Source organism: Pontibacter sp. GD13 (assembly GCF_058216355.1).
In genome coordinates, this window is sequence record NZ_JBYZMQ010000011.1 from 107585 (window position 1) to 132442 (window position 24858).

Annotated in this window: 25 protein-coding genes; 9 read left to right on the plus strand and 16 right to left on the minus strand. The window is 50.9% G+C overall.

The window, feature by feature from the left end:
• Window positions 1-9 precede the first annotated feature (9 nt).
• The 10 genes from AC4BAN_RS14675 to pdhA form a co-directional block, all read right to left on the minus strand.
• The gene (locus tag AC4BAN_RS14675; RefSeq protein ID WP_490565161.1) at window positions 10-189 is read right to left on the minus strand and encodes a hypothetical protein; all 180 of its coding nucleotides are present in this window, start codon (window positions 187-189) and stop codon (window positions 10-12) included.
• Entirely contained in the window at window positions 189-725 is a 537-nt protein-coding gene (gene lptC, locus AC4BAN_RS14680; RefSeq protein WP_490565162.1) for an LPS export ABC transporter periplasmic protein LptC, read from the minus strand. The genes AC4BAN_RS14675 and lptC overlap by 1 nt, the downstream gene beginning before the upstream one ends.
• Before the next feature lie 133 nt (window positions 726-858).
• The gene (bamG, locus tag AC4BAN_RS14685; RefSeq protein WP_490565163.1) at window positions 859-2151 is read right to left on the minus strand and encodes a BamG family beta-barrel-assembly machinery protein; all 1293 of its coding nucleotides are present in this window, start codon (window positions 2149-2151) and stop codon (window positions 859-861) included.
• Window positions 2144-2863: a type III pantothenate kinase gene (locus AC4BAN_RS14690; protein WP_490565164.1), complete on the minus strand. Its 720-nt coding sequence runs from the start codon at window positions 2861-2863 to the stop codon at window positions 2144-2146. The genes bamG and AC4BAN_RS14690 overlap by 8 nt, the downstream gene beginning before the upstream one ends.
• A 3-nt stretch (window positions 2864-2866) precedes the next feature.
• Entirely contained in the window at window positions 2867-4606 is a 1740-nt protein-coding gene (locus tag AC4BAN_RS14695) for a pseudouridine synthase (protein ID WP_490565165.1), read from the minus strand.
• A 101-nt stretch (window positions 4607-4707) separates the two neighbouring features.
• Window positions 4708-5271 carry an SMC-Scp complex subunit ScpB gene (gene scpB, locus AC4BAN_RS14700; protein ID WP_490565166.1) on the minus strand — a complete coding sequence of 188 codons (564 nt, stop codon included), beginning with the start codon at window positions 5269-5271 and terminating at the stop codon, window positions 4708-4710.
• 12 nt (window positions 5272-5283) lie between these two features.
• Window positions 5284-5673 (minus strand): TraR/DksA family transcriptional regulator, encoded by a 390-nt coding sequence (locus AC4BAN_RS14705; RefSeq protein WP_490565167.1) that lies wholly within the window; start codon window positions 5671-5673, stop codon window positions 5284-5286.
• 306 nt (window positions 5674-5979) lie between these two features.
• The gene (gene ribH, locus AC4BAN_RS14710; RefSeq protein ID WP_490565168.1) at window positions 5980-6456 is read right to left on the minus strand and encodes a 6,7-dimethyl-8-ribityllumazine synthase; all 477 of its coding nucleotides are present in this window, start codon (window positions 6454-6456) and stop codon (window positions 5980-5982) included.
• 126 nt (window positions 6457-6582) lie between these two features.
• Window positions 6583-7296 (minus strand): tetratricopeptide repeat protein, encoded by a 714-nt coding sequence (locus AC4BAN_RS14715; RefSeq protein ID WP_490565169.1) that lies wholly within the window; start codon window positions 7294-7296, stop codon window positions 6583-6585.
• 134 nt (window positions 7297-7430) lie between these two features.
• The gene (gene pdhA / locus AC4BAN_RS14720; protein WP_490565170.1) at window positions 7431-8477 is read right to left on the minus strand and encodes a pyruvate dehydrogenase (acetyl-transferring) E1 component subunit alpha; all 1047 of its coding nucleotides are present in this window, start codon (window positions 8475-8477) and stop codon (window positions 7431-7433) included.
• A 125-nt stretch (window positions 8478-8602) separates the two neighbouring features.
• On the opposite strand from pdhA, the gene recF reads away from it, so the two are divergent.
• The 5 genes from recF (at window position 8603) to AC4BAN_RS14745 (ending at window position 12804) form a co-directional block, all read left to right on the plus strand.
• The gene (gene recF / locus AC4BAN_RS14725; RefSeq protein WP_490565171.1) at window positions 8603-9709 is read left to right on the plus strand and encodes a DNA replication/repair protein RecF; all 1107 of its coding nucleotides are present in this window, start codon (window positions 8603-8605) and stop codon (window positions 9707-9709) included.
• A 63-nt stretch (window positions 9710-9772) separates the two neighbouring features.
• On the plus strand, window positions 9773-10237 hold the full coding sequence (locus AC4BAN_RS14730; protein WP_490565172.1) for a hypothetical protein: 465 nt from the start codon (window positions 9773-9775) through the stop codon (window positions 10235-10237).
• A gap of 107 nt (window positions 10238-10344) precedes the next feature.
• A complete protein-coding gene (locus AC4BAN_RS14735; protein WP_490565173.1) occupies window positions 10345-10668 on the plus strand; it encodes a DciA family protein in 324 nt (107 codons plus the stop codon).
• Between the two features lie 64 nt (window positions 10669-10732).
• Entirely contained in the window at window positions 10733-11287 is a 555-nt protein-coding gene (locus tag AC4BAN_RS14740; RefSeq protein WP_490565174.1) for an acyl-CoA thioesterase, read from the plus strand.
• A 134-nt stretch (window positions 11288-11421) separates the two neighbouring features.
• The gene (locus AC4BAN_RS14745; RefSeq protein ID WP_490565175.1) at window positions 11422-12804 is read left to right on the plus strand and encodes a M28 family metallopeptidase; all 1383 of its coding nucleotides are present in this window, start codon (window positions 11422-11424) and stop codon (window positions 12802-12804) included.
• Between the two features lie 163 nt (window positions 12805-12967).
• On the opposite strand, the gene AC4BAN_RS14750 is transcribed toward AC4BAN_RS14745, so the two are convergent.
• The 3 genes from AC4BAN_RS14750 to AC4BAN_RS14760 form a co-directional block, all read right to left on the minus strand.
• Window positions 12968-13690, minus strand: a complete 723-nt coding sequence (locus tag AC4BAN_RS14750; RefSeq protein ID WP_490565176.1) for a head GIN domain-containing protein — start codon at window positions 13688-13690, stop codon at window positions 12968-12970.
• Window positions 13691-13842: 152 nt separating this feature from the next.
• The gene (locus tag AC4BAN_RS14755) at window positions 13843-14145 is read right to left on the minus strand and encodes a hypothetical protein (RefSeq protein ID WP_490565177.1); all 303 of its coding nucleotides are present in this window, start codon (window positions 14143-14145) and stop codon (window positions 13843-13845) included.
• 184 nt (window positions 14146-14329) lie between these two features.
• On the minus strand, window positions 14330-14515 hold the full coding sequence (locus AC4BAN_RS14760; RefSeq protein ID WP_490565178.1) for a hypothetical protein: 186 nt from the start codon (window positions 14513-14515) through the stop codon (window positions 14330-14332).
• A 582-nt stretch (window positions 14516-15097) separates the two neighbouring features.
• On the opposite strand from AC4BAN_RS14760, the gene AC4BAN_RS14765 reads away from it, so the two are divergent.
• The 3 genes from AC4BAN_RS14765 to AC4BAN_RS14775 are packed head-to-tail and all read left to right on the plus strand — an operon-like array spanning window position 15098 to window position 18846.
• The gene (locus tag AC4BAN_RS14765; RefSeq protein ID WP_490565179.1) at window positions 15098-15904 is read left to right on the plus strand and encodes an N-formylglutamate amidohydrolase; all 807 of its coding nucleotides are present in this window, start codon (window positions 15098-15100) and stop codon (window positions 15902-15904) included.
• Window positions 15905-15914: 10 nt separating this feature from the next.
• Window positions 15915-17756 (plus strand): peptidase MATCAP family protein, encoded by a 1842-nt coding sequence (locus AC4BAN_RS14770; protein WP_490565180.1) that lies wholly within the window; start codon window positions 15915-15917, stop codon window positions 17754-17756.
• 40 nt (window positions 17757-17796) lie between these two features.
• Window positions 17797-18846: a glutathione synthetase gene (locus tag AC4BAN_RS14775; RefSeq protein WP_490565181.1), complete on the plus strand. Its 1050-nt coding sequence runs from the start codon at window positions 17797-17799 to the stop codon at window positions 18844-18846.
• Between the two features lie 658 nt (window positions 18847-19504).
• Here the strand turns inward: AC4BAN_RS14775 and AC4BAN_RS14780 are convergent.
• On the minus strand, window positions 19505-19963 hold the full coding sequence (locus AC4BAN_RS14780) for a hypothetical protein (RefSeq protein WP_490565182.1): 459 nt from the start codon (window positions 19961-19963) through the stop codon (window positions 19505-19507).
• 78 nt (window positions 19964-20041) lie between these two features.
• On the minus strand, window positions 20042-20881 hold the full coding sequence (locus AC4BAN_RS14785) for a TonB family protein (RefSeq protein WP_490565183.1): 840 nt from the start codon (window positions 20879-20881) through the stop codon (window positions 20042-20044).
• 162 nt (window positions 20882-21043) lie between these two features.
• Between AC4BAN_RS14785 and AC4BAN_RS14790 the strand changes: the two genes are divergently transcribed.
• Window positions 21044-22897, plus strand: coding sequence for an ABC transporter ATP-binding protein (locus AC4BAN_RS14790; protein WP_490565184.1), 1854 nt, complete (start codon window positions 21044-21046; stop codon window positions 22895-22897).
• Window positions 22898-22938: 41 nt separating this feature from the next.
• Here the strand turns inward: AC4BAN_RS14790 and AC4BAN_RS14795 are convergent, their stop codons facing one another.
• A complete protein-coding gene (locus AC4BAN_RS14795) occupies window positions 22939-24717 on the minus strand; it encodes an SLC13 family permease (RefSeq protein WP_490565185.1) in 1779 nt (592 codons plus the stop codon).
• Between the last annotated feature and the right edge of the window lie 141 nt (window positions 24718-24858).

The window sequence follows — 24858 nt, forward strand, 5'->3', positions numbered from 1 at the left end:
CTCAAAAGATTATTTCTCTATACTGTCTTTCTTTTTCCGATGCCGGTAAAGCATGTACAAGATCAGCGCAATCATAAATATCCAGTAATTGCCAGCTATATCGGCTTCCTGAATGCTGCGGTGAGTCCCGATCACTATTGCAACGAAAGCCAAAGACAATATAATGGAATTCAGCAGTTTAGGGTTCATTACTCTTTTAAATCTATGATACCGGTTGGCTTCATGATCCTATACCTTGAAAAGTCCTGGTTAGCCCGTAGCCCCTGCCCCATCAGTATTTCTTCTGCCGTTGTAATCTTTACGAACTTATCAGTATAGATCTCTGCCTTGTTCTTGTTCCAGAATAGCTCCTCCGTCTCCAGTTTCTCTTTTTTTACCAGGTTGGTTACCACAACATTTCCTTTGGCCTGGTATACATCCTTGTTCCTATCCTGCCGGGCATAGTTGGCTTTGATGGTAGAAGTCATCTGCCCTGGTTTTTCGTAAAACTCTACATAGAGGCCCTTCGGAAACACGCCGTCCCCGTTTTCGAATTCCTGCTGAACAGGGGCCTGTAGTTTTATAAGTAGTCTGGCCGAATCGCTGTATAAAGTAACCACATCGTGGTTCTCGATAACCGGGCCTGTATATTTCGGCTCCTTGTCCGGGTCCTGCAAATCGTCGCCACAGCTTATCCCTACGCCAGCTAAAAGTGCCAGCAGCATCAATATCCATGTTTTCCGCATACCGCTCTGCCAGTTTTGTAGTAGTGAATATAACAAGTTTTCTCTTTTTCTGGTGTCCTCGTTCTGATCAGTGCATGCTATCACAAAAAAGGCCGCTCCAAGAACGGCCTTTTCATATGTGTGCAGGCGTGGTCTACTCAATCCTGCGCTTAATAAACCATCTGCTGTTAACAGTAAAACCAAAGCTGAACTGGAAATAGTTCTCTGCGATCAGTCCTTTATCTGTTGTGCCTTTGTTGCCATAACCGAAAGCGGCATTCAGCTGATACAGGTCGTAGATGGTAGCACGGCCAAGCGGCATGGTAAAGCCTGCTGTTACGCCTCTGTCTTTTATCTGCTGCCCGTTAATGCTGTAAGGCGAGTTTCCGTAATATACTCCGGCGCGGTAAGTGATGCGCTTAAAATAGCTATCGATGGAGTTTGCATCTGGTGTCAGTTCCCCTCCCAGGGCTACTCTGTAGCTATCGGTCAGGTCGCTGCTGCCGTCAAAGCCTGTAAAAGTGGACCATTGCTGGGTATAAAAATCAGCGGCTACCGTAAAGTTTCTGCCATTGTCTAGCGTAATTCCGCCACGCAGGCTTGCAGGCACATGTACATTAGATGTAGAGCTGTCGGGCAGGATGTTCTCATCAATGATGTTACCAAAGACCGTTCTGCGCTCAAAGGAGGCTGTGCGTTGCGCGTCAAAGTCTGATTCAAGGGCATACAGCGCTCCTGCACTCAGGTATAGCTTCTCGTTTAGCTGCTTCCTGTAATTTGCGCCCGCTCTAAAAAGAAAATTATCGTAACGTGTGCGCTCACTGTATACCACACGCTCCTGGGCGATGTTCGCAATAGAGTCATCGCGCACCAATGTGGCTGCCTCCTTAGTAATGGTTCCGAAAATGTAAGAAGCACTGGCACCCACGGTTAGGCCCTCGGCCAGTTTCACGCCGTGGCTAAAATAAACCTCCGATAGCCCTCCTTCGCCTTTGTACTGGCTCTCTATGGTGGCGCGTGGGTTGCTTGCCAAGGCCGAGCTTGCCCGGGTTTCGTAATTAACGGTTGTATAGGGCCTTAAACCCACAGCGGCACTCCAGCGCTTCGACACCGGCACGGCCAGCACCAGGTTATAAAGGCTAGCGTTGCCGTCAACCTGCTTTTCCGAAGCGTTTTTTACCGTCTTTACCTGTCCGGCCAGGCCGATATCAAAAACCGTAATGCTGTTGTAGTAGAGCAAAGCCGGGTTTATCGTGTTTGCCTGAAAACTGTTGCCGGCGCTGATCCCAACTCCGGCCATACCAGCATTCCGCACATTTCCCAGGTTGTAATTGTATTCACCTAAGCCATAGCGGGAGTACGGTGTATTACCAATATTCTGTGCCGTTGCGGCATGGGTCAAACATAGAACGGCAAAGCCTATCAGTACTCGGAGTGTTTTATACATTATGTGCTAATATTCTGTGAAGCCCGATCAAAACCAGTTCAGGAATTACAAAGATGCGTCCTTTTAATTTACTTTCAAAAAATCCTGCGTCTCCTCCGCAAAGTATAACCACCAGATCAGTTGCTTTTTCGGCATATGCCTGAATAAAGCCATTCAGTTCTGCCACTGTTCCGGATAGCACACCGCTTAAAATTGACTCCTCGGTTGTTTGCCCTATTAAAGGCACCTTTTCGTTGGTCCGGTGTACTAACGGCAGGCGTGCGGTAAAAGTATGCAGCGCCTTAAACTTCATGCTCAGCCCAGGGGCAATGCCGCCGCCCTGGTAGGCACCGCTGCTGTCTATAAAATCGTGGGTAATGCAGGTGCCGGCATCAAAAACCAGGCAGTTGCGGCCCGGAAAAAAATAATGCGCCCCTGCTGCGCTGGCTATCCTGTCAGCGCCCAGCGTCTGCGGGGTTTTGTATTGGTTAGAAACAGGCAAGGCTGTCTGGGGCGAGAGCAAAAGTATGCTTCCGTCCACAGACAGCCTTGATTTTATACTATGGGCATCGCTGGCCACCGAGGCAATAATGGCATGGTCAAAAGTTTGGCTCAGCAGTTCGTCGGGCAGTTGCGCCTGACTCTCAAAATTCCCTTGCTTTACCAGTGCTTCTTCTTCAAAGATGCCATACTTTGTGCCGGTGTTTCCTATATCGATGGCGAGGCTGCGCATATACTACATAAAGTATTTCAGCCTGATTACTTCTTTTTCTGACAGAAAGCGCCAGTTTCCGCGTGGAACATCCTTCTTGGTCAGGCTGGCATACTGCACCCTGTCCAGGGTAACCACCTCGTAGCCCAGGTGCTCAAACACGCGGCGCACAATGCGGTTGCGGCCTACATGTATCTCTACGCCCAGGAACTGGTTCGACTCCCCAAGTATGGCGATGTCGTCCACTTCCACTTTGCCATCCTCCAGCTCAATGCCTTCTGCTATCTTCTGGAAATCAGCCTTGGTGATGGGCTTGTCCAACTCCACCTGGTATATCTTCTTGATCGCGTTGGAAGGGTGCGTCAGCTTATGCGCTAACTCACCATCGTTTGTGAACAGCAGGAGGCCCGTCGTGTTACGGTCCAGGCGCCCAACCGGGAAAATACGCTCTTTCGAGGCATTCGCCACCAAACTCATCACGGTCTTGCGTCCTTCCGGATCATCGGTCGTGGTAATGAAATCCTTGGGTTTGTTCAGGAGCACATAAACCATTTTCTCACGGTTCAGCATTTTTTTACCATACTGCACGTTGTCAGTGGGCTGCACTTTGTAACCCATTTCGGTTATCACCTCGCCGTTCACCTTTATTTCGCCAGACTCTATCAACACATCCGCCTCACGTCGGGAGCAAACTCCTGAATTGGCGATGTAACGGTTCAGGCGCACGGTGCCATCATCCTCGGCCTCGCGAACCGATTTTTTGATACGCGGGTTGTCTTTGTAACGGCTCAGGTTATAGGTTGGGGCATCCTGCCTGTCGGCTGCATGTTTGTTGCGGCCGTGGCCTGGGGCCTGCTTGCCCAGTCTCTCCTCACGGTTTTCTCTTGGCTTCTTATCGCCATCGAAACTGCGGCGCTCGCCGCCTTCTTCGCGCTTCTGACGGTCTATATCGTAGGCACGTCTTTCGCCACCTTCGCGCCTGTCTGTGCCATACGGTTTTCGGTCACCTTCATCGCGGCGTGGCCTATCTGCGTTGAATGAGCGTCTTTCACCGCCATCCTTTCTATCCTTGTCATACGGGCGGCGCTCGCCGCCCTCGCGTCTGTCGCTTCCGAACGAGCGGCGTTCGCCGCCTTCGTTACGCTCGCCACGGCGGTCATCTCTGCGCTCCGGCCGGTCGCTGTTAAACGAGCGGCGCTCGTCACCTTCTCGCCTGTCTGCGCCATACGATTTTCTTTCGCCCTCCTCACGGCGTGGTCGGTCGTTGCCAAAAGATCGCCTCTCGCCACTGTCTCTTCTATCGTCTCTCCTCTCAGGACGATCAGAATTGAAAGATCGTCTTTCGCCACCCTCGCGTCTGTCGTTGCCAAAGGAGCGGCGTTCGCCCCCTTCCCGGTCAAAACGTTTGCCGCGGTCGCCTTCAGAAAATCTCCTCTCCCCCCCTTCCCTGCGGTCTCCTCCACGGCGGTCGTCCCTTCGGTCGGGGCGGTCGTTGTTGAACGAGCGGCGTTCTCCGCCTTCTTTTCTATCTCCGTATGCGCGGCGTTCGCCACCTGCGCTGCGGTTGTCTCTTCTATCGTCTGATCTTCGGTCGGTGTTAAAGGAGCGGCGCTCGCCTCTGTTATCGCCCGAGCGGTCATCCTTATCTCTTCTGTTAAAGATTTTCTTTCCTTCGCGGTCATTGTTTGGTCTGTCAGTGTGTTTTCTGTCAGCGCCTTCGCTACCCCCGTTATCCCGGGCGGGTCTTTGATTTTCTGTTGCCATGGTATTAAATTAAATAATGCAGTATCGCTACTGTATTGTAAGTGTGTGCAGTAATAATTGAAATTAAATCGTATTGGTTCAAAAAGGGCGTGCTGAACCAATTAGCCGGCAGATTCGCCGATCATGTTCTCTTCCGTTACGAAGTCTTTAAGTTGCGGGAGGTCCTTTATATGGTTGATACCGAAGTAATCCATGAATTTAGGAGAGGTGCCGTACAGCACAGGGCGCCCAATGCTCTCGGCTTTGCCTCTGAGCTCGATAAGTTCTTTTTCCAGTAGTTTATGAATGGCGTAGTCACATCCAACGCCCCGGATCTGCTCTATCTCTGACCTGGTAACCGGCTGCTTATAGGCAATAATTGCCAGCGTCTCCAATGCAGACGCTGACAACTTTTTCTTTGATTTCTGCTTGAGGTAGGTACTAACCGTTTGCTGATAGTCTGGCCTGGTCAGGAACTGGTAGCCTCCCCCGATAGCATAGATCTGAAAGGCAAAGTTTCCTGTGGCCAGCTGCTCGTTAATGCTTTCTACTGCTTCCAGCACATCGCTTACCAACACCTGTTCCATCCCCATCGACTCTTGTAGGCAACGCTGAATCTCTTCGATGCTGATCGGCGACTGGGCACAAAAAACAAGTGCCTGGATATGGTTTTGCAGAATATTCAAGAGGTAAAAATACTAATCGTTACGCTGTAGTTTGGCTTCAATAGAATGTTGTGTATGGGGTACCGCACGCAGCCGCTCTTTTGGGATAAGCTTGCCTGTTACGATACAAACGCCATAGGTGCCGTTTTTAATACGAATCAAGGCGTTTTCTAGCTGCTGCATGAACTTCATCTGGCGGGAGGCCAGCTGGTTCAGGCTTTCCTTTTCAGCAGTGTCGGCCCCATCTTCCAACACTTTGGTAGGAGATGCTGTGTTATCCGTTCCGGAATCATTGCGGCGGCTCAGGGTCTCCTTGATAAAAGTGACCTCTTTGCGCGCATTCGTCAATTTCTCCTGAATGATAGCCTCAAACTCTGCTAAATCTTCGCGCGAGTAGCGCTGTCTTTCTTCGTTTGTATTCATTCTACTATTTTAGAACTGTATATCTTAAACCTGTAATCGGGTTCTAACTCCTCGGTTAACTTTTATAAAAAGATGCTCAAAAAGATAATTAAGCACATTTAAAGCCTTAAAGTATAAACAACGCTATATAATAATTAATTCAACCTACAAAGGGCTGTTATATAGCGTTTTCACTAAATTTGTGCAAAAATAAGACTTATCATTATAATAAGCTAAGTGATGGGTAAAATTAATATAAAGAATATATTTTATTAATATTAGCCATCACTTCCCCCGAGCTTTAGAACAAGAAACGTGCTGGTTTTATCAGAAGCTGAGCATGCCAATTACTGCCGCCGCCGCTTCCACGCCTTTGTTGCCATGCTTTCCCCCCGCCCTGTCAAGGGCCTGCTCCAGGTTGTTGGTGGTAACCAGGCCAAAGGCCACCGGCTTGTTAAATTTTAGCGATACATTGGTCAGGCCGTTAGCCACTGCGTGGTTGATGTAATCATCGTGCTTGGTATCGCCTTTAATCACGACCCCCAGGCATATAACGGCATCGATCTCTTCGTGCAAAGCCAGGAACTGCGCCCCTAACGTAAGCTCGAAGCTGCCGGGCACGGTGTTGATAAAGATATTCTCTTTCAGGGCGCCGTGCTTCAGTAGGGTGTCTACTGCCCCTTGGCATAGTACGCTGGTAATCTCATCATGCCACTCAGCCACTGCAATGCCAAAAGTTTTCTCAGACATGTCTTTGAAAGTATCCTTTTTATACTCGTTCAGGTTTTTAAGTGCGCTAGCCATGTGTATAAATGCTGATAATTGAATAGATAAGCGTTAAAATCGATTGTACAGTTTATTGAAATAAAAAGCGCTTCTGCCTGTTTTACAAGACAAAAGCGCTTTCCCTGAAGTTTACTGCTTTATACTTTATTTTTTGTCTCCTGCCAGCATTTCGGCACGGGCCTTATACTTCTTGGCTTCCGAAACTTCGGTTGCCGCCACAAAATCAGTGATGATTTTATCGTAGGCCTCTGCGGCTGCGGCAAAGTTATTGTCTGCCTCATACGCGATACCGGCTTTCATGAGATATTGCGGAGAGAAGTACTCATTAGCGTTATGGTTTGCCGCCTTCATGTACATGTCGGCAGCTTCTTTATTCTTAGACTGCTCCAACAAGGCGTCGCCTGTCAGGCTGTAGGCGCGCGCCTGCAACAGGTAGTCATCAGACTCAAAATCCTCCAGGTGCTCAGCGGCCTCAGCGAACTGGCCTTGCTTCAGCAAAGCAACCCCTGCATAAAAATCCGCCAGGTTACCTGCGTCGGTGCCATCATACTCATCCGCAATAGCCAGCAGGCCCAGGTACTGTCCGTCGCCGTTCAGGGCTTTGCCCAACGAATCGGCCTCGAAGTAATAAACCGCCTGAAACATGGCGTTCTGCGCCTCCTGGTTCTGGGAAGTGCGGTAATTGTAGTACAAGAAACCAGCCACAACAATTGCTGCGATAGCTGCAAACACACCGAGTAAAGCTGATTTATTTTTCTTCACAAAATCCTCAGAATGCGACAAGCGATCTGCTAACGCATCCGGATTCTCTACCAGCTCCTCAAACTCGCTGTGCTTCTTAACTGTTTCTTTAGCCATTGATTTAAGTTGAATTATAAATTCAAAAGTAAAAATTAAAAATGAATTGCACCAATCTTATTAACAAGACAACATGCTATTCCTGATTTTTAATTCCTGATTTTTAATTCCTGATTATTAATTTTTTAACGAATCTAGTCCATGATATAGGGGTAATCTGACTCCACGTAAATATCCGTGTAGAGCTCAGACGCCTCCGGGTAAGGCGAATCTTCGGCGAATTCAACCGCCTCGGCAACCCGCTGCTTAATGTTGTTGTCGATCTCCTCCAGTTCCTCTTCCGTTGCCCACTTATTTTTCAGGATCGTGGCTTTTACGGCTTCTATGGAGTCACGGCCTTTGTAATCTTCCAGCTCCTCCTTGGTTCTGTACTTGGCCGGGTCTGACATGGAGTGGCCCTTGTAGCGGTAAGTCCGGAACTCGAGCAGGGTTGGCCCCTCGCCTGCACGGGCACGCTCAGCGGCTCTGGCCACGGCCTCATGCACTTTCTCCACTTCCATGGCATCTACAGGCTCCGACGGAATGTCGTAGCTCTCACCCAAAGTATAAAGCTCCTGCACGTTAGACGTACGCTGCACCGAGGTGCCCATGGCGTACCCGTTGTTCTCGATCACGAAGATCACCGGCAGCTTCCAGGTCATGGCCATGTTCAGGGCCTCGTGGAAAGCACCCTGGCGCACGGCTCCGTCGCCCATGTAGCAGATGCACAGTTTACCGGTTTTGTTGTACTTCTCGGCAAAGGCAAGCCCAGCGCCAAGCGGCACCTGGCCACCCACAATACCGTGGCCGCCCACAAAACCTACTTCCTTATCGAAAATGTGCATCGAGCCGCCCTTGCCCTTCGAGCAGCCTGTGGCCTTGGCAAACAATTCCGCCATTACAGCGCCCGGGTCTGTACCCAGCGCCAAGGGATGTGCGTGGTCGCGGTAAGCGGTGATCCACTTATCCCCTTTTTCCAGCGCCGAAACAGCACCCGCCACACATGCCTCCTGACCGATGTAGAGGTGGCAGAAGCCCTTTATTTTCTGCTGCCCGTATAACTGTCCAGCTTTCTCCTCGAAACGGCGCATGAGCTTCATCGACTCAAACCACTCCATGTATGTTTCCTTTGAAAACGTTGGTGCAGCCTGTACCTTTGCTTTCGCCGACTTCGCTTTTGCCTTTTCTTTCGTATCAGCCATGGTAAATATCTAATCTGGTTTTATCCGCTGAGTGCCCAGGCAAAAAACACCTGAACCTGCGGGCTGTCAAGCCCCTAACGGGTTTAGCTTGCGAAATTAAGGAAAAAGAATTCAAAGTAGAAAAAATGCTTCTCGAAAATCTTAGTTTACTATTCTTCAAAAACTACGAAGAGGCCTCCCTGGCCTTCACGGAGCATATCAATTGCTTTATCGGCGACAACGGCAGCGGTAAAACAAATCTGCTGGATGCCATCCACTACCTCTCCATGACAAAAAGCGCTTTCCCGGGCACCGAATCTCAAAGCATTAAGCAGGGGGAGGAATTTTTTATAGTGAAGGGCCGCTTTTTGGTAGAGAGCGCCAAACATACGGTGCAGGTTAGTATGAAACAGGGCCAGAAGAAAACCGTGACGCACAACAAGGTGCTTTATGAGAAGATCAGCGACCACATTGGCCAGTTTCCGGTCGTGCTCATCTCGCCCTACGATACCGACCTGATCCGGGAGGGCAGCGAGGAGCGCCGTAAGTACTTCGACAGCCTTATCTCGCAGCTCAACCACCCTTACCTGGAGCAGCTCATCCAGTACAACTACATCCTGAAGCAACGCAACTCCCTGTTAAAGCAGTTTGCCGAGCGCCGCTATTTCGATAAAGATTACCTGCACATCCTAAACGAGCAGCTGGTGCCCTTCGGGGTGCAGCTGGCAAGCGAGCGGGAAAAGTTCCTGGAAGCGTTTGTGCCGGTTTTTCAGAAGCATTACCGCCATATTTCCGACAGCAGCGAGGCGGTTACCCTAACCTACAAAAGCCAGTTATCCGGTTCCGATTTTGCCCAGCTACTGCACCAGGCCGAGCGCAAAGACCTGGCGCTGCAACGCACCACGGTGGGGCCGCACAAAGACGACCTTGTGTTTTTGATGGACGGCAACCCCGTAAAAAGCTTTGGCTCGCAGGGACAGCAAAAGAGCTACGTGATAGCCCTGAAGCTGGCCCACTTCGAGGTAATGGCTGAACGCCACCAGCACAAGCCGCTCTTGCTGCTCGACGACATCTTTGACCGGCTAGACGAGAAACGCATCACTAAACTCATGCAAATGGTGGCAGCCCATACTTTCGGGCAGATCTTTTTAACTGACACCCATTTAGATAGAACCGATAAAATACTGGAAGGCCTCTCAGAAAGTATCCGTAGATTTGATGTGAAGGATGGGGTGGTGAAGGTGATTGGGTAAGTGTTGATTGATAAAATTAATAGTTGACTTTACACTATCTGCTAGTTAGAGGGAATTTAAAAAATGAAAGAAAATCAATTCGAAGAGCTGTTTTTAGATTCCTTTGAAACTTTTAAGGTATTTTACAATCTAACTATACAGGAAACCGGGCGTAATTTGCCAAATGCCCCAAAAACAATTTGGCAAATCTTAAATCATTTGATTGTTTGGCAAGATTATCAACTTACTCAGCTATATGATACTGAAAAAAAAGTTGAAATAAACGAGCAAATGACATGGACTGAAGAGGAGCAATGTGACAGCCAAGAAAGATTAGACAAAACTCTAGCAAAATTTCATAACCAGCTTGAACTTATTATAGAGCAAATATCAAAGTTTGATTTGAAAGACCTTGAGTTACATAGGAAATTGAAGATTGCCCAAGATTTATCTATTCACTTATCATTTCACATTGGCGAAATAATTTTGATGAGGCGAATCACAGGCAACTATCCTTTGCCTCATCAAATGAAGGAATTTCTGAATTAGCCATAATACACCTAATACATTAAGACTATAGCGCCTCGCTCACCTTATGTACAACTCGTTAGCTAGATATTATCTATTCACACATTCAAAATTAAACATTACAACCCGTGCGCTACTACAAGAAGAAAGAAGAGATTGACAGAAGGAAAGCGGACATCCAGCCGATCGGAGACAGCCTTAAGGCGTTGATGAAAGTTTACAGGCTAGATGGAAAACTGGGCGAGGTGCAACTGGTACAGAACTGGGAAAAAATTATGGGCAAACCTATCGCCCTTAAAACCCAACAACTCTACTTTAAGGATGGCAAATTGTTTGTGCGCCTTACCTCCGCCCCGCTTAAGCACGAACTGAATATGTCTAAAACCAAAGTGATCGAGCTCTTAAACACAGAAGCAGGCAGCGAGGTGGTGAAAGACGTGATCTTTCTGTAAGTGCAACTGGCAGCCGCTTGTTAAAGTATAGTTTGTTATACTTCCCTAAAACACCGCGTAAACCATGACCCAACCCGCCTTCCGACCCGTTTCCTATTCCCAAACAACCCTTACCGAGCTCATGATTCCGAGCTATGCCAACTTTGGCGGTAAGATACACGGGGGCATCCTGCTCTCCCTGATGGATAAGGTAGCCTATGCCTGCGCTGCCAAGCACGCCGGCAACTACTGTGTTACGGTATCCGTGGATGGTGTTAACTTTTTGCAGGCAGTGGAGGTAGGTGAACTGGTGTCTTTAAGGGCATCCGTCAACTATGTGGGCAATACCTCTTTGATGGTGGGTATAAAAGTAGAGGCCGAAAACATAAAAACAGGTGTGGTGAAACACACGAACACCTCCTACTTTACCATGGTGGCTAAAAACGAGCAGGAGCAGCCTACCCAGGTACCCGGACTGATACTGGAGTCCAGGGAGGATGCCCGGCGCTTTCTGGAGGCCATCAAACGCAAAGAGTTCTCCCGCCGCTACCAGATGGAGTTTTTTAATACCAAGAGCATCCTGAGCGTGGACGAGGAACTTTACCTGCTACAGGACGAACGCTGCAAAATGGCATTCTGACACCGCAGGGACTCTCATTAACCGCGAGAATTTGTTGCTCCCGGGGCGTTTCCAGGCCTGTTGCAGATACTGCTCAATGATTTCTGCCAATTCTTGTTTAACTTTAGACCATACACAACCACCTAAACTACCTTATGAATTTTAAAACTAGCCTTACCCGACTGCTCGCATTGACCCTGCTGGCAGGTGCATATTTTATGACTATTCCTGTAAGCCTGGCCCAGGAAGTGGTTCGCCAGGACGATGAGATCAAGCAGATGGTCAACCAGATCTCTGCCAAAAACCTGGAGGAACTGGTGCGCAAGATGGTCAGCTTCGGCACACGCCATACCATGAGCACGACTACCAGCAAGAAAGAAGGCATTGGCGCAGCCCGGGAATGGGTAAAGTCTGAATTTGAGAAGTATGCCCAGGCCTCTGATGGGCGCATGAAAGTAGAAATGGACCGGTTTGTCGTGAAAGCTGACGGACGCCGCATTCCTGCAGATGTGGAAATGGCCAACGTGATGGCTGTTTTAAAAGGCACAGACCCCAACGATGACCGTGTGATCATTGTAGGAGGGCACCTCGATTCCCGCGCCACCGATGTGATGGATGCCAAAAGCAAGGCCCCCGGAGCCAATGACGATGCCTCCGGCGTTGCCATGGTAATGGAAATGGCGCGCGTGATGGCCCCGAAGAAATTCCCGGCCACTTTGGTGTTCGTCGCTTTTCAGGGCGAGGAACAAGGGCTGTACGGCTCAAAACACCTGGCAGAGCGCGTGAAAAAAGAGGGTTGGAACCTGATCGCCATGCAGAACAACGACATCGTGGGCAACTCTTACGCTGCCGAGACCGGCATCCACGACAACTCGCGGGTACGCATTTTCAGCGAAGGTACCCCATCCAACGAAACTGAGGAGCAGGCCCGTTTACGTCGCACCCTGGGCTCGGAGAGCGACAGCCCCAGCCGCAACCTGGCCCGCTACATGGAAATGGTTGGCGAGAAGTATGTAGACCAGCTTGACGTGATTCTGGTGCACCGCGCGGATCGTTTCCTGCGCGGCGGCGACCATACCCCTTTCAACCTGGAGGGCTATACCGCAGTACGCATGAGCGAGATGAACGAGGACTTTGACCACCAGCACCAGGATGTGCGCAAGGAAGACAACAAACAGTACGGCGACCTGCCTGAGTTCATGGATTTTGAGTACCTGAAAAAGAACGCAGGTGTAAACCTGGCCACGATGGCAAGCCTGGGCTGGGCTCCTGCCGCTCCGGATAAGGTAGGCGTTATCACCTCTAACCTGACCAACAAAACCGACCTGAAGTGGGATGCGCCTGCCAAAGGCCAGAAGCCAGCCGGGTATTATGTGCTCATGCGCGAAACCAACAGCCCGAATTGGGAACGCAAATTTTTCGTGAAAGATACCAAGGCCACACTGCCTTACTCCAAAGACAATTATTTCTTTGCCGTGCAGTCAGTGGATGCGGAGGGGCACGCCAGCTTGCCGGTGTTGCCTGCGCCGGTGCGCTAGCTGGTGGGCTTCTATACAATAAACAGGACGGCCGGTGCACATTTGTACCGGCCGTCCTGTTTATAAAAAACGTATGGTTTTCAAGAAAGTACCTGCCATATGCAGCAAAGCAAAAAAGCAGCCTTATGTTAAGGCTGCTTTTCCAAGGAAAATTGTATTCACTTTATAGCTTTGAAATTCTGGCTGCTGCCGATGTCTCTGAGGTTATGCTGGGTGTGCCTTTGTAATAAACTGCCGATGCACCGGAGGCATCGATGGCAAGCGACTCTTTGGCGTAAACTTTCACTTTGCTGGCACCGCTGGCCCCTACCTTTACATGCTTTGCCTCTAATTCGGCTGCATTTACGTTAGAGGCACCAGACATTTCCAGCCTAACATCATCCGCCTTTCCCGATAGCTCTACCTTGCTGGCTCCGCTCATATCGGCCTTCAGCTGCTTGGTGTCAACGGCAAGGGTTACTCTCGAACCTCCGCTCATGTCCAGGGCCAGTGCATTGCTTTTGAACGTAGAGTTTCCCGTCACCCTTACTCCGCCGCTAATATCCAGGCTAGTCAATTCTTTTATGGTGATATAAGCCTTCATGCTTTTAGAGGTGCTCAGGCTTTTGTTGTTGTAGATGTGCAACACACCGTTTTTTACCTCTGTTTTAATGTTATCCAGCAGATTCTCCTCAGCCTCCAGGCGCAGGCTTTCTGTATTGCCCTGGGTTATCTCTACCGTAAAACCGCCACTAACGTCTATCCCTTTAAAGCCCGACACGTTCCGGGTTTGCGACTGCACGTTGCCGTTTCCTTTCAGGTGCTGTGCCATCACGGGCAGGTCAGCAAGCAGGAGAGCCATAGTTAATATGGCAAATGATGTAGCGTAGAATTTTATGATTTTCATGGGATCTGGTTTTTACACTTTTTTTAGAGGCAGTAGGCATCTTCTTAACCTGCATTCGAACTAAAGATGCAGCCCAACCGAAAAGGTTGCTTAGGTAGCTAAAATTTTCTGTAAAAGTTTAAATATAGCGTGGATGGTGGTAACGCCGTGCGTTAGTTGCCCGTGCGTGCTCCTGCTCTGTTGATTCCGAAGTGAAAGATGCCTGCACCCACCGCATAGGCGACCAGGTCCAGGGTATCGGCGGTATGCTGCTTTGTGATAAGGGGAAGCAGGCCTTCAAACACAACCGCGAAGCAGGCCAAAGCCAGCAGTATGTAATGCATGGGCAATACGAAGCGTGAATTTTGAAAATAAGCCTGCTCAGCGGCTAGTATGATGGAGAGCGTGATTGGCAGGCACAGCAGGTCGTCGAGGTATGCGTAGAAGGGCCAGATAAAGGTATGGCTCTGCTCCAAAGCCTGGTTCAAGCAAAAAAGCGACAAGCAAATTAAAAAGATGGGATGGCGTAAAACCTGCATCAGCCCGGGTAGCTAAAGGAACAGACCAACAGCGAATATAATAAGATCAGAGGGGTAGCAGCGTATGGCCGTTTTTAAACAAGCCGCAAAAAAAGGGACTCGTAGAACCTAGAGCTAAGAGTTAGTTGTACACCTGCTCTTTTGAGACACTAAAAATCAATAATCCAGCTACCACACCCACGGCGTAAAGAAGCAGAAGCGACATGAGCAGGTTAAACTCAAAATGATGAACACGCAGTTGCTGCATAAAAGCAGCAAGCAGGAATACAGCTAAACCTAAAAATAAATGCCTGTAGCTTTTTAACATGCTCTTTTGTCCTTTCAGTAAAACTATTCTTGTAGAATACCTATACTTCCGCTGTAACAAGGGGGTTACGTAACCCTAAAGTTATTGTATAATACTAAAATTACAAACCTGTTAATCAGTAATTTAGAATTAAATGTTGCTACACCTGATAACCTCACCAGTCCCTAGTGTTAAATTGCAACAAGTCCTATCAATAGTATCATACTTCCGAGTATCAGCAAGAAAATCTCCACGGCATTCAGGTTTTTGAACCAGCTCCATTTACCCTGTGCCACAGCTTCCCCGCAGTTCGGGCAGCGTTCACTGCCTGCAGGTAAACCTGCGCCACAGGCGCGGCAGGTTATAGGGTAGTGGGATTTTGGCAAAATAGTTTGGTTCTACAGTTTCACCTACGTGTGTTAACGCTTTCGGGTAGTACTCCCTATGCCCTTCCTGCCCTTCTCATTAAATATTTACGGCACTCCTGCTGGGCATGTTCATGCGCCATACTTCCTTTCGCACTTGCTTGCAAAATACCAGGCACACAGTGGCAAGATAACCTTCAGCAGCTGAAAAGGGTACATTCTAAGCAAACAAAATGCTATGAAACAGACAAAAACAGACAACGCCTTTTATACACTTAAGCAAGGCAACAGCCCCCTGGTAGCCACAGCCATCCACAGCGGCCACCAGGTACGGGAGAATATCAGCAACCTGTTCGCCCTGGCCGCCGAAGAGCGCCTGCGCGAAGAAGACCCCTTTACAGACCAATGGGTGAGTATTGCAGACAACCAGATCATTGGGCACAACTCCCGCTTTGAGATGGACCTGAACCGCCCGCCCGACAAAGCCATTTACCGCTTACCCGAAGATGCCTGGGGCCTGGACGTTTGGCAGGATGAGCTGCCCGAGGAGCTGGCGCAGGAGTCAATGTCAAGGTACGATGCCTTTTATGCCGATGTAAAGCAGCTGCTTGCCGCGATACAGCAAAAGCACGGCTGCTTTGTGGTGTTCGACCTGCATACCTACAACCACAAACGCGAGGGGGCAGCCGGGCCAGCCGCCGACCCAGCGCAGAACCCGGAGGTAAACATCGGAACCGGCAACATGAACCGCACCCGATGGGCCCCGGTGGTGGATGCACTCGTAAACACCCTGTCGGCGTACGATTACCAGGGCCGTCACCTGGATGTGCGGGAGAACGTGAAGTTTAAAGGCGGATACTTTATGCGCTGGATACATGACACTTTCGGCGACAGCGCCTGCGTGCTGAGCATCGAGTTCAAAAAATTCTTTATGGACGAATGGACAGGCGAACCCGACGAGGAACAGTTGCAGGAGATCAGAGAAGCGCTGGCGCAAACCACACGCCCTGTACTAGAGGCCCTTGCTAAAGTATGCCAGGAATAAAAACAGCCTTATGATCGAGCACATCACCGACAGTTTCATTAAAAAGATCGTGCGCAGCCTGAAACGCGGCTCACAGGTGCACCGGCGCCTGCCCGACGGCGGGCTGGTGTACATCGACAGGCCCCTGCCCTTCCTGGTGCTTTACCGCCACCCGGCCGACCAGCCCGACCACGCCACTGCTGATTTTGTAAAGGCTAACGCGGCCTACATCATCTCTAACCAGGGGCAGACAGAGGAACTGCGCAGCCTGGTGCAGGAGATTGCCAAGGCCATGGCCGATAAGTTCGGGGCTTTTATGCTCATCGAACTCATGGAAGCACCAGAACCGGATGCGCCCCTGTTCACGGTACTGGGCCCCGAGGCCCAGCTTCCCGGCACCTTAAAAGTACTTACACAGGAGCTGGAGTGCATTAAGCTGAGTGGCATCCGAACCACTGTTAAAACAGCCTCCAACCATTCGCTGCTGCAGGAGCCCCACTGCCTGATGGGCGAAGAGGACCTCAAAAAGTTCAGTATCCTTACGTTGGGGCTGCAGCTAAAACCGGTTTATAAAAACACCGCTACGGGCAAGGTTTACCCTTTGCTGTTGCGAACCCTGCGCGGCAAACTGGCGAACGCGATCAAAAAAGCGGTGTTTGATTTTGTGCAGGTACAAACCACCCACAAGCCGGTTCACTTTCAGGCCCTTGGCCGGCAGGCGGTGAACCAGGTGGTGTGGCGCATCGACAAGCAACTGACCAGCGTCAGCGACCAGTTTCGCTTTCTGCTGCTGGTAACACCCGTTAACAACAAGGAGGCCTGGGAGGAGTTCCGGAAAAGCAAATATAGCACCGCCCCTACCTTCCACTACCGCCTGATGCCCGTTGACGCGGACCAGCTGAAACGCAAGCTCTACAACGTTTCTATCGAGAAGGTGGATGACCCCACCCTGGCCTACCTTTTCCGGGACAAGCGCCACGAGCTGGACAAAATGCTGACCATGCTGGCAGACCGCAACACCCCCAATTTCCTGTACAGCAGCATGCAACTGTATGGCGGCGTAGACGATCAGCTGCTGAAAGTGGCGGAGGGCATATTATCCGCCATACCCGAACCATCCCAGCACAAAGACGTCCCGCTTATACCCGTAGAGGAGTTCGCCGCCCTGGCCGAGCAGGAGATCGCCTTTCTGAAAGAGCAGCACCCCGGCGTAGACTCGGGCGTGGACATCAGGGAGGATGTAGTGGGTTTGATTGTATCGAAGGGCCGGCTGAACGTGGGCGCAGACGCCCAGATTCCGCGCCACCGGGCCGAAGCGCTGATCCAGCACGAGGTCGGCACGCACATCCTGACATACTTTAACGGAAAAGCCCAGCCCCTGCACCAGCTGTATGTGGGCAGCCCCGGCTACGAGGAGCTGCAGGAAGGGCTGGCCGTGCTGAGCGAATGGCTGGTGGGTGGCCTGGACCATGCCCGGATGCGCATCCTGGCGGCCCGCGTGGTGGCCGTGGCGCACCTGACCAAAGGCTGCTGCTTTTCAGACAATTACCGGCGCCTGAAAGAGGATTACCATTTTAAAGACCAAACCGCCTGGGACATTACCATGCGGGTACACCGCGGCGGCGGGCTTACCAAAGACGCCGTGTACCTGCGGGGCCTGGTGCACCTGCTCGAGTACCTGCAACAGGGCCATGAGCTGGAGCCGCTGCTGATCGGCAAAATAAGGCAGGACTACATCCCGATCGTGCAGGAGCTGATCTACCGCAAGGTGCTCCGCCCGGTGCCCCTTAAACCGCGCTATCTGCTCGATCCGGCCATCAAACCCAAGCTGGAACAACTTAAAAAAGGCATTTCAGTATTTAACTTACTGTAATCTTCCAGCCACATCAATTCATACAAAAGCAAAACACCCCATGACAGTAGGATTTGTAGTAAATAACATAGAAACCGAAAAGGCCGCCTATACCACCATTTTTTTAGCACAGCGCCTGCACAATGCCGGCCACTCCGTGTACCTGATGGGCGTGGGCGACCTGGCCTATTACCCCGACGGCTACATGGGCGCCACAGCGTTGCAGGCCGACCCCAAGCACAAGTATAAATCACCGGCCACTTACATCGACTTCATCCACAGCGAAAAGGTAAACAGCGTGCACATTACCGCCCGCGACCTGGACGTGCTGATGCTGCGCAACGACCCCTCGTCGGAGCCGGAAGGACGTGCCTGGGCCCAGAACGCAGGCATTATTTTCGGGCAGCTGGCCATGCGCCACGGCGTGATCGTGCTCAACGACCCTACCTCGCTCTCTGATGCCGTGAACAAAATGTACTTCCAGCATTTTCCGGAAGCCGTCAGGCCCCGCACGCTTATCACCCGCGACAAAGAGGAGATAAAGGAATTCTTTAATGAGCAGAAGAACAACATCATCCTGAAGCCCCTGCAAGGCTCGGGCGGCTCTGGTGTGTTTATGGTAAAAAAGAAAGACGCCACCAACCTGAACCAGATAGTGGAGGCCATTAGCCGCGATGGGTATGTGATTGCCCAGGAATACCTGCCTGAGGCCACTGAAGGCGATGTGCGCCTGTTTGTGATGAACGGAGAGGCCTTGCAGCACAAAGGGAAATACTGCGCCATACGGCGTGTAAACAGCAAGGACGACATCCGCAGCAACATCCACGCGGGGGGCTCGGCCGTGGCCGCCAAAGTAGACCAGCGCATGCTAGACCTGGTAGAGCTGGTAAAGCCGAAGCTGATCCAGGATGGCATGTTCCTGGTGGGCCTCGATATTGTGGGCAACAAACTGATGGAGATAAATGTGTTTAGCCCCGGGGCTATGCCAACCGCCAGCGAGCTGGAAGGCGTGGATTTCTCGGAACCCCTTATCGCCGCCCTTGAGCGAAAGGTGCACTACAAGAAAACGTACGGCGAGCAGATCGATAACAAAACTGTGGCCATGATCTGATAACTCTTTATGTTACAAGGCTTAACGCCCCACCCCGGCAAACAGCCAGGGATGGGGCGTTTTTTATGACTGCCTAGCAAGCGCGGTATGGTAACACATGCTGTTTGCTGCTACAACTTAACCAGACGCTGCGCGCGCAGTGTTTTTGGTGCCTGAAAGTAAAATTTTTTAAAATTTATTTTATTTGCAAAGCACTGATATTCAGTATTATGTAAATAAAAAGGGAAGGGATTGGAAATTTATGAAAATATTTTCGTGGCTTTCTTTGCAAAAGGAAAACAAACCCCTAATTTTGCACCCGAATTAAGGGGAACGGAATTGCGGAAAGCTAATATCCTGATAAGTTTTTAGATCTGCAAATTCTTTTGTCAGAATTTTTTAAAAATGCCCTTGATTCCTGCCTGACCAAGGTTGGTTTTTTACTGAAACGAAGCAGGGTTGGCTCAAAAACAGAAGTTTATTACTAAAGATAAGGTTAGTTAAAGTTTAGATTAGTTTAGTTTGTTTAAGGTGAGAGAAAGCCCCGTCATTTTTTGGCAGGGCTTTTCTCATTAAAGTAGAGGGGTATACTTCTCGATTATAAGCTAGACACTTAGCAGCAGAGCCCAACCCCCACAGTTGGGCTCTGCTGCATTTAGCGCTGCCCTAATCCGTTAAGCTATACTTTGTTCATCACCAGCAGCCAGGCAACCAGGATAGCGATCGGGATGATGGCCACAAAGATTTTACCGGCCAAGCCCGGCCTGGCGGTGCCGGCCAGCCAGGAGCGCCTGCTAAAGAGGTAGCGGGCACTGGTTATAAAAGAGGCCACTACCAGAAAAAGCAGCACGGCATGCACAATCAGCAGGGCTCCACTTAAAAAAGCATCCTGTGCCAGGGCCTGCTGGCCGGCTTCCACCGTCCAGGGCAGCAGCGCCAGCAAACATAAGATCGCCATTACCGCCCCCACCTTCTCCAGGAACAGCTTTAGCCACGATACCAGCCCGAAAAGCACCATGCCCCCCACCAGGGCTACAGTGGCGTATGTGCTGGGGGCGGCCTCCAGGTATCCTCTGTAAAAAAGAATCACTACGGCGTGGGCAAAGCCCGTCAGGAAATAAAGTAAGTACCGTGTCATAAGTTGGCGGCGTTTAATAGTTGTGTAGGGTAAAAAGAGGCGCTCCGTGCGTTAGTTTCCTCTGCCATATAAAGGACGTTACCTGATAGTGAACCTGACAGGCAAAAAATACTGGACACTCACTTCTTCTCCCTCTGATGTGCCGGGCTGCCAGGCCGGCATGCCGCGCACCACCCGCATCGCTTCTTTGTCCAGGTCGCGGCTTACGCTTTTAATGACGTGCAGGTCCTCTATTCCGCCGCTTTTGTTTACCTGAAAGCTTAGCACCACCAACCCACTCTCCCGGCTTCGCTGGCTGGACGCCGGGTAGCGGATGTTTTGAGCAAGGTAACGCAGCATGGCGGTCTCGCCTCCCGGAAACAGCGGCATTTCCTGGTAAGGCACAAAGGCGACTTCCTTGCCATCGGCCGCATAGCATTTGCCATACACCTGCTTGCCTGCCTCGTAGCGTTCTTCGCGCTTTAGCCGCCCGCTTGCGTAATACGACTTTAGCGCGCCGTCATAGTCGCCAGCTTTATAATTGATCAGGTGCTGCACGCTGTCGTTTTCATACCAGCCCATGTCTATGCCGTGCAGTTTACCATCTAAATAAGTCTGCACATTTTTCTTTTTGCCATTAGGATAATACGTGATCAACTGCCCGTGTACTTTTCTGGGATGCATAACAGAGGCATAAGCGCCTTTCTTCACTAAAAGGTAATCGGCCGAGTCGGGCATAACTTTGTACAAACTGATAGTGCCCTGCTCCGCCTCGTTGTCTTCGCGCTCGATCAATTCTACAAACGCAGCAGCCTTTATGTCCGGCACCCGAGCCATGTGGGTATTGTAGTAGAGCACATGCTGTACCTGCGCCGTTACATTTCCTGAGACTGCCAGCAACACTACCAGACAGGCAAAACGACTTACATGAGTCCTCATAAAGCTGTTTTCGTTTTTAAAGTCTAATTTTGATGTGCGAAATTACGATTTTCTATAAATTTTGTGTTATAAAATGGATGATCCGGCAGCAGGTTAAACATAATGCACAAGCGCCGGTATAGATAAGGCCAAGGTGGTAGATAAGGAGTTGACAGATAAAATATGCGGAGTCAGAAAAAAGGAACAGGCGTAAAAAACGAGGCACAGGAAGAAAAGAAAAGCTTTAAAGAGCAGGTTGGCGCCTTAAAGAACCTACCCAAGTTTTTCAGGCTCATCTGGGGCACCAGCAGAACCATGACCGTGGGCAACATGCTCCTGCGCCTTGTAAAGGCTTCGCTGCCTTTGGCGATGCTGTATGTGGGCAAACTGATCATTGATGAGGTTATCCGCCTTATCCCGCTTTCAGATGCCCGCGACCTGACCTACCTCTGGACGCTGGTGGGGCTGGAGCTGGGGCTGGCCATACTTTCAGACATCATCAACCGCGGCATCACCCTGCTCGACAGCCTGCTGGGCGACCTTTTCTCGAACCGGACCTCCATTGCCTTAATAGAGCACGCTGCCACCCTGGACCTGGCGCAGTTCGAGGATGCCACTTTCTACGACAAGCTGGAGCGGGCCCGCAGGCAAACGGTTACGCGGGTCGTGCTCATGTCGCAGGTGCTCTCGCAGTTACAGGATATGGTTACCATCGCTTTTCTGGCCGTGGGCCTGATCGCTTTCAACCCCTGGCTTATTTTGATTCTGCTGGTGGCCGTTATCCCTTCGTTTTTAGGGGAAACCCACTTTAACGAACGCTCTTACTCCCTCTCCCGCTCCTGGACGCCCGAACGCCGCGAGCTCGATTACCTGCGCTACATTGGGGCCAGCGACGAGACGGCGAAAGAGATCAAGACCTTTAACCTGTCCGGTTTCCTGTCGGGCCGCTTTAAGGAGCTGTCGGATAAATACTACTACCTCAACAAAAGCATTACCCTGAAGCGGGCGGTTTGGGGAAGTATACTTTCCTCGTTGGGGGCACTGGCCTATTACGGCGCGTATGTGTTCATACTTTTCCAGACGGTGGGGGGGCTTATCACCGTAGGTACGCTTACCTTTCTGGCGGGCTCTTTTAACAGCATGCGGGGCCTGCTGCAGGGCATCATGACCCGCTTCTCGCAGATTGCCGAGAGCGCCTTGTACCTGCAGGACCTGTTCGACTTTCTGGAGCTCCGGCCTCAGATAACGCCGCCTCAAAACCCTTTAAACATACCGCACCCCATCAAGTATGGCTTTACCTTCGATAACGTGGGCTTTAAATACCACAACAGCGAAAGGTGGGCCGTGCGGTACTTGTCCTTCCATTTACAGGCAGGCGAAAAACTTGCCCTGGTGGGAGAAAACGGCGCCGGCAAGACTACCCTGGTAAAGCTGCTTGCCCGGCTTTACGAACCCACCGAAGGCCGGATTTTGTTGGATGGCATTGATCTGCGCGAGTACGACCTGAACGACCTGCGGCACCAGGTAGGCATTATTTTCCAGGATTACGTGCGCTTCCAGATGACGGCCTCAGACAACATCGCCATTGGCCAGATAAGTAACATCACAGACACGGAGCGTATACAGGGCTCTGCCCAGAAAAGCCTGGCCGACCTGGTTATCCAGCGCCTGCCCGACAAGTATGAGCAGGTGCTCGGCAAGCGCTTTAACAAAGGCGTGGAGCTATCGGGTGGCGAGTGGCAGAAAGTGGCGCTGGCGCGGGCCTACATGCGCGATGCGCAGTTATTGATACTGGATGAACCTACCTCTGCCCTTGATGCCCGCGCCGAGCACGAGGTGTTTCTGCGCTTCTCCGACCTGATCGAGGGCCGCACCGCCGTACTCATCTCTCACCGTTTCTCAACGGTGCGCATGGCCGACAGAATCCTGTTCCTGGAGCAGGGCCAGCTAAAGGAGCTTGGCTCGCACGAGGAGCTGCTGGCCAAGAACGGGAAGTATGCCGAGCTGTTCCTGCTTCAGGCCAAAGGATACCTGTAGGGGTTTCAGTCGTTCCAAATTATTCACGTGGAACGCGGCTCTCAGAAAGGGAAGAACATGGGGAGTATGATGGAGGCCAAGAGCCAGAGCAGGATGTTGAGGGGCGTACCCACTTTCAGGTAGTCAGAGAAACGATAGTTGCCCGGCCCGTAGATCATGGTGTTAGTCTGGTAGCCCATGGGTGTCATAAAGCTCAGGGAGGCCGCATAGGCCACTGCCATCAGAAAGGGCTTTACGCTTACGCCCAGTTCCTTGGCTGTAACAATGGCGATGGGTGCCAGCAGCGCGGCCGTGGCATTGTTCGACATAAAGTTGGTTGCCATAAAGGTGATGAAGAAAATGACCGAAAGCAAGGCATGCGGCCCGTAGTCCCCTACGCCATAGATCAGGTAATCGGCCAGTAGTTTAGCCGCTCCCGTTTTCTCCAGCGCAGCCCCCATCGAAAGCACTCCTGCCAGCATAAAAATCACTTTCCAGTCGATGGCCTTGTACACCTCATTTACCCTGATGCAGCGGAACAGGATAAGCAGCACAACGCCCACCATGGCGCTTAGCACAATAGGAACCATGCCAGCCGCGGCAACAGCCACCACCCCCACACTGATGAGCAGCACCGGTATAATTTTACCATAGTTGTAGGGGCTTCGCTCTGTTTGGGAAATGATAAGGATGTCCTCGTTTTGCCTCAGTTTATCTGCCTGGTACTTATCGGCGGCAATTAGCAGCACGTCGCCGGGAGAAAGCTTTACGTGCGCCAGCTTCTCGTGCAGTATCTCGTTCCGGTGCCGGATAGCCAGCACAGAGGCCCCGTAGTTATACGACCTGAAATCCAGGTTCTTGATCGACTTTCCCTCCAGATAGGAGTTGGGTGTCACGATGGCCTCGTAGAGCTTGGAGTCGCTGGTGCGCAGGTCCCTGTCCCTGAACTTGCGCTCAGATTTCAGCTCGATGCCTTTCTCTTGTTTCAGCAGCTTGAGCTTGTCCACGCTGCAGCGCACCTTCAGCACATCGTTCGCACGAAGCAGCAAAGAGGGAAAAACCTGTATCCGCTCCTTATTCCGCGTTACCTGCATCACCTCCACATCCAGGTTCTGAATTAAGCCTGATTTATAAAGCGGAACACCCACGGAGGGCGAATCGGGTAGCAGCACAATCTCCGTGATGTAGTCGCCCAGGTTAAAGGTTTCGGAAAGGTCTTCGGCCAACACCCTGTTAGGGAGCAGGTGCCGCCCCACGAAGAACATATAGGCTATGCCCAAAAGCAGGAACCAGATGCCGGCCTTCGTGAACTCAAACATCTGCAGCGGCTCCTCGCCCTGTGCCTCGGCGATGCCGCTCACCAAAATGTTGGTAGAGGTCCCGATCAGGGTGCACACCCCGCCCATCAAAGCGCCAAAAGAAAGCGGTATCAGCAGTTTCGAGGGGCTCACTTTAATGTCCTGACTAACCTGTATCACCACGGGCATTAACAGCGCCACCACGGCCGTATCGTTGATAAAAGCTGACAGGCTACCGGAAATAAGCATCAGCGAAAGCAGGCAGAGCAGATAGTTTTTACGGCCTATGCGTGTGAGCCCAACGCCCACGCTACTCAACACCCCGGACTTAAAAATGGCTGAACTGATGGCAAACATGGCTGCAACCGTTATGGTGGCAGGGTTACTGAAACCGGCAAAACCCTCGGTGGGCGTAAGTACGCCGGTTACCATAAACAGCACCATCGTCAGTATGGCCACTGTATCAATAGACAGGCGTTCTGTTACGAACAGTATAACTGCCAGCATAATAATTCCCAGAACTATGGCAATTTCATATGTCATAGGTAGCGCAATTGGGATTAGTTTTCTGAGTTTGGTTCTTGAAAGCGACCCAAGCGGATTTCAGGAACGCAACTGGCAGATAAAATAACAAGAAAATATAGTGTTAATGCTACCATACGGATATCTGGTATAAAAGCTAAG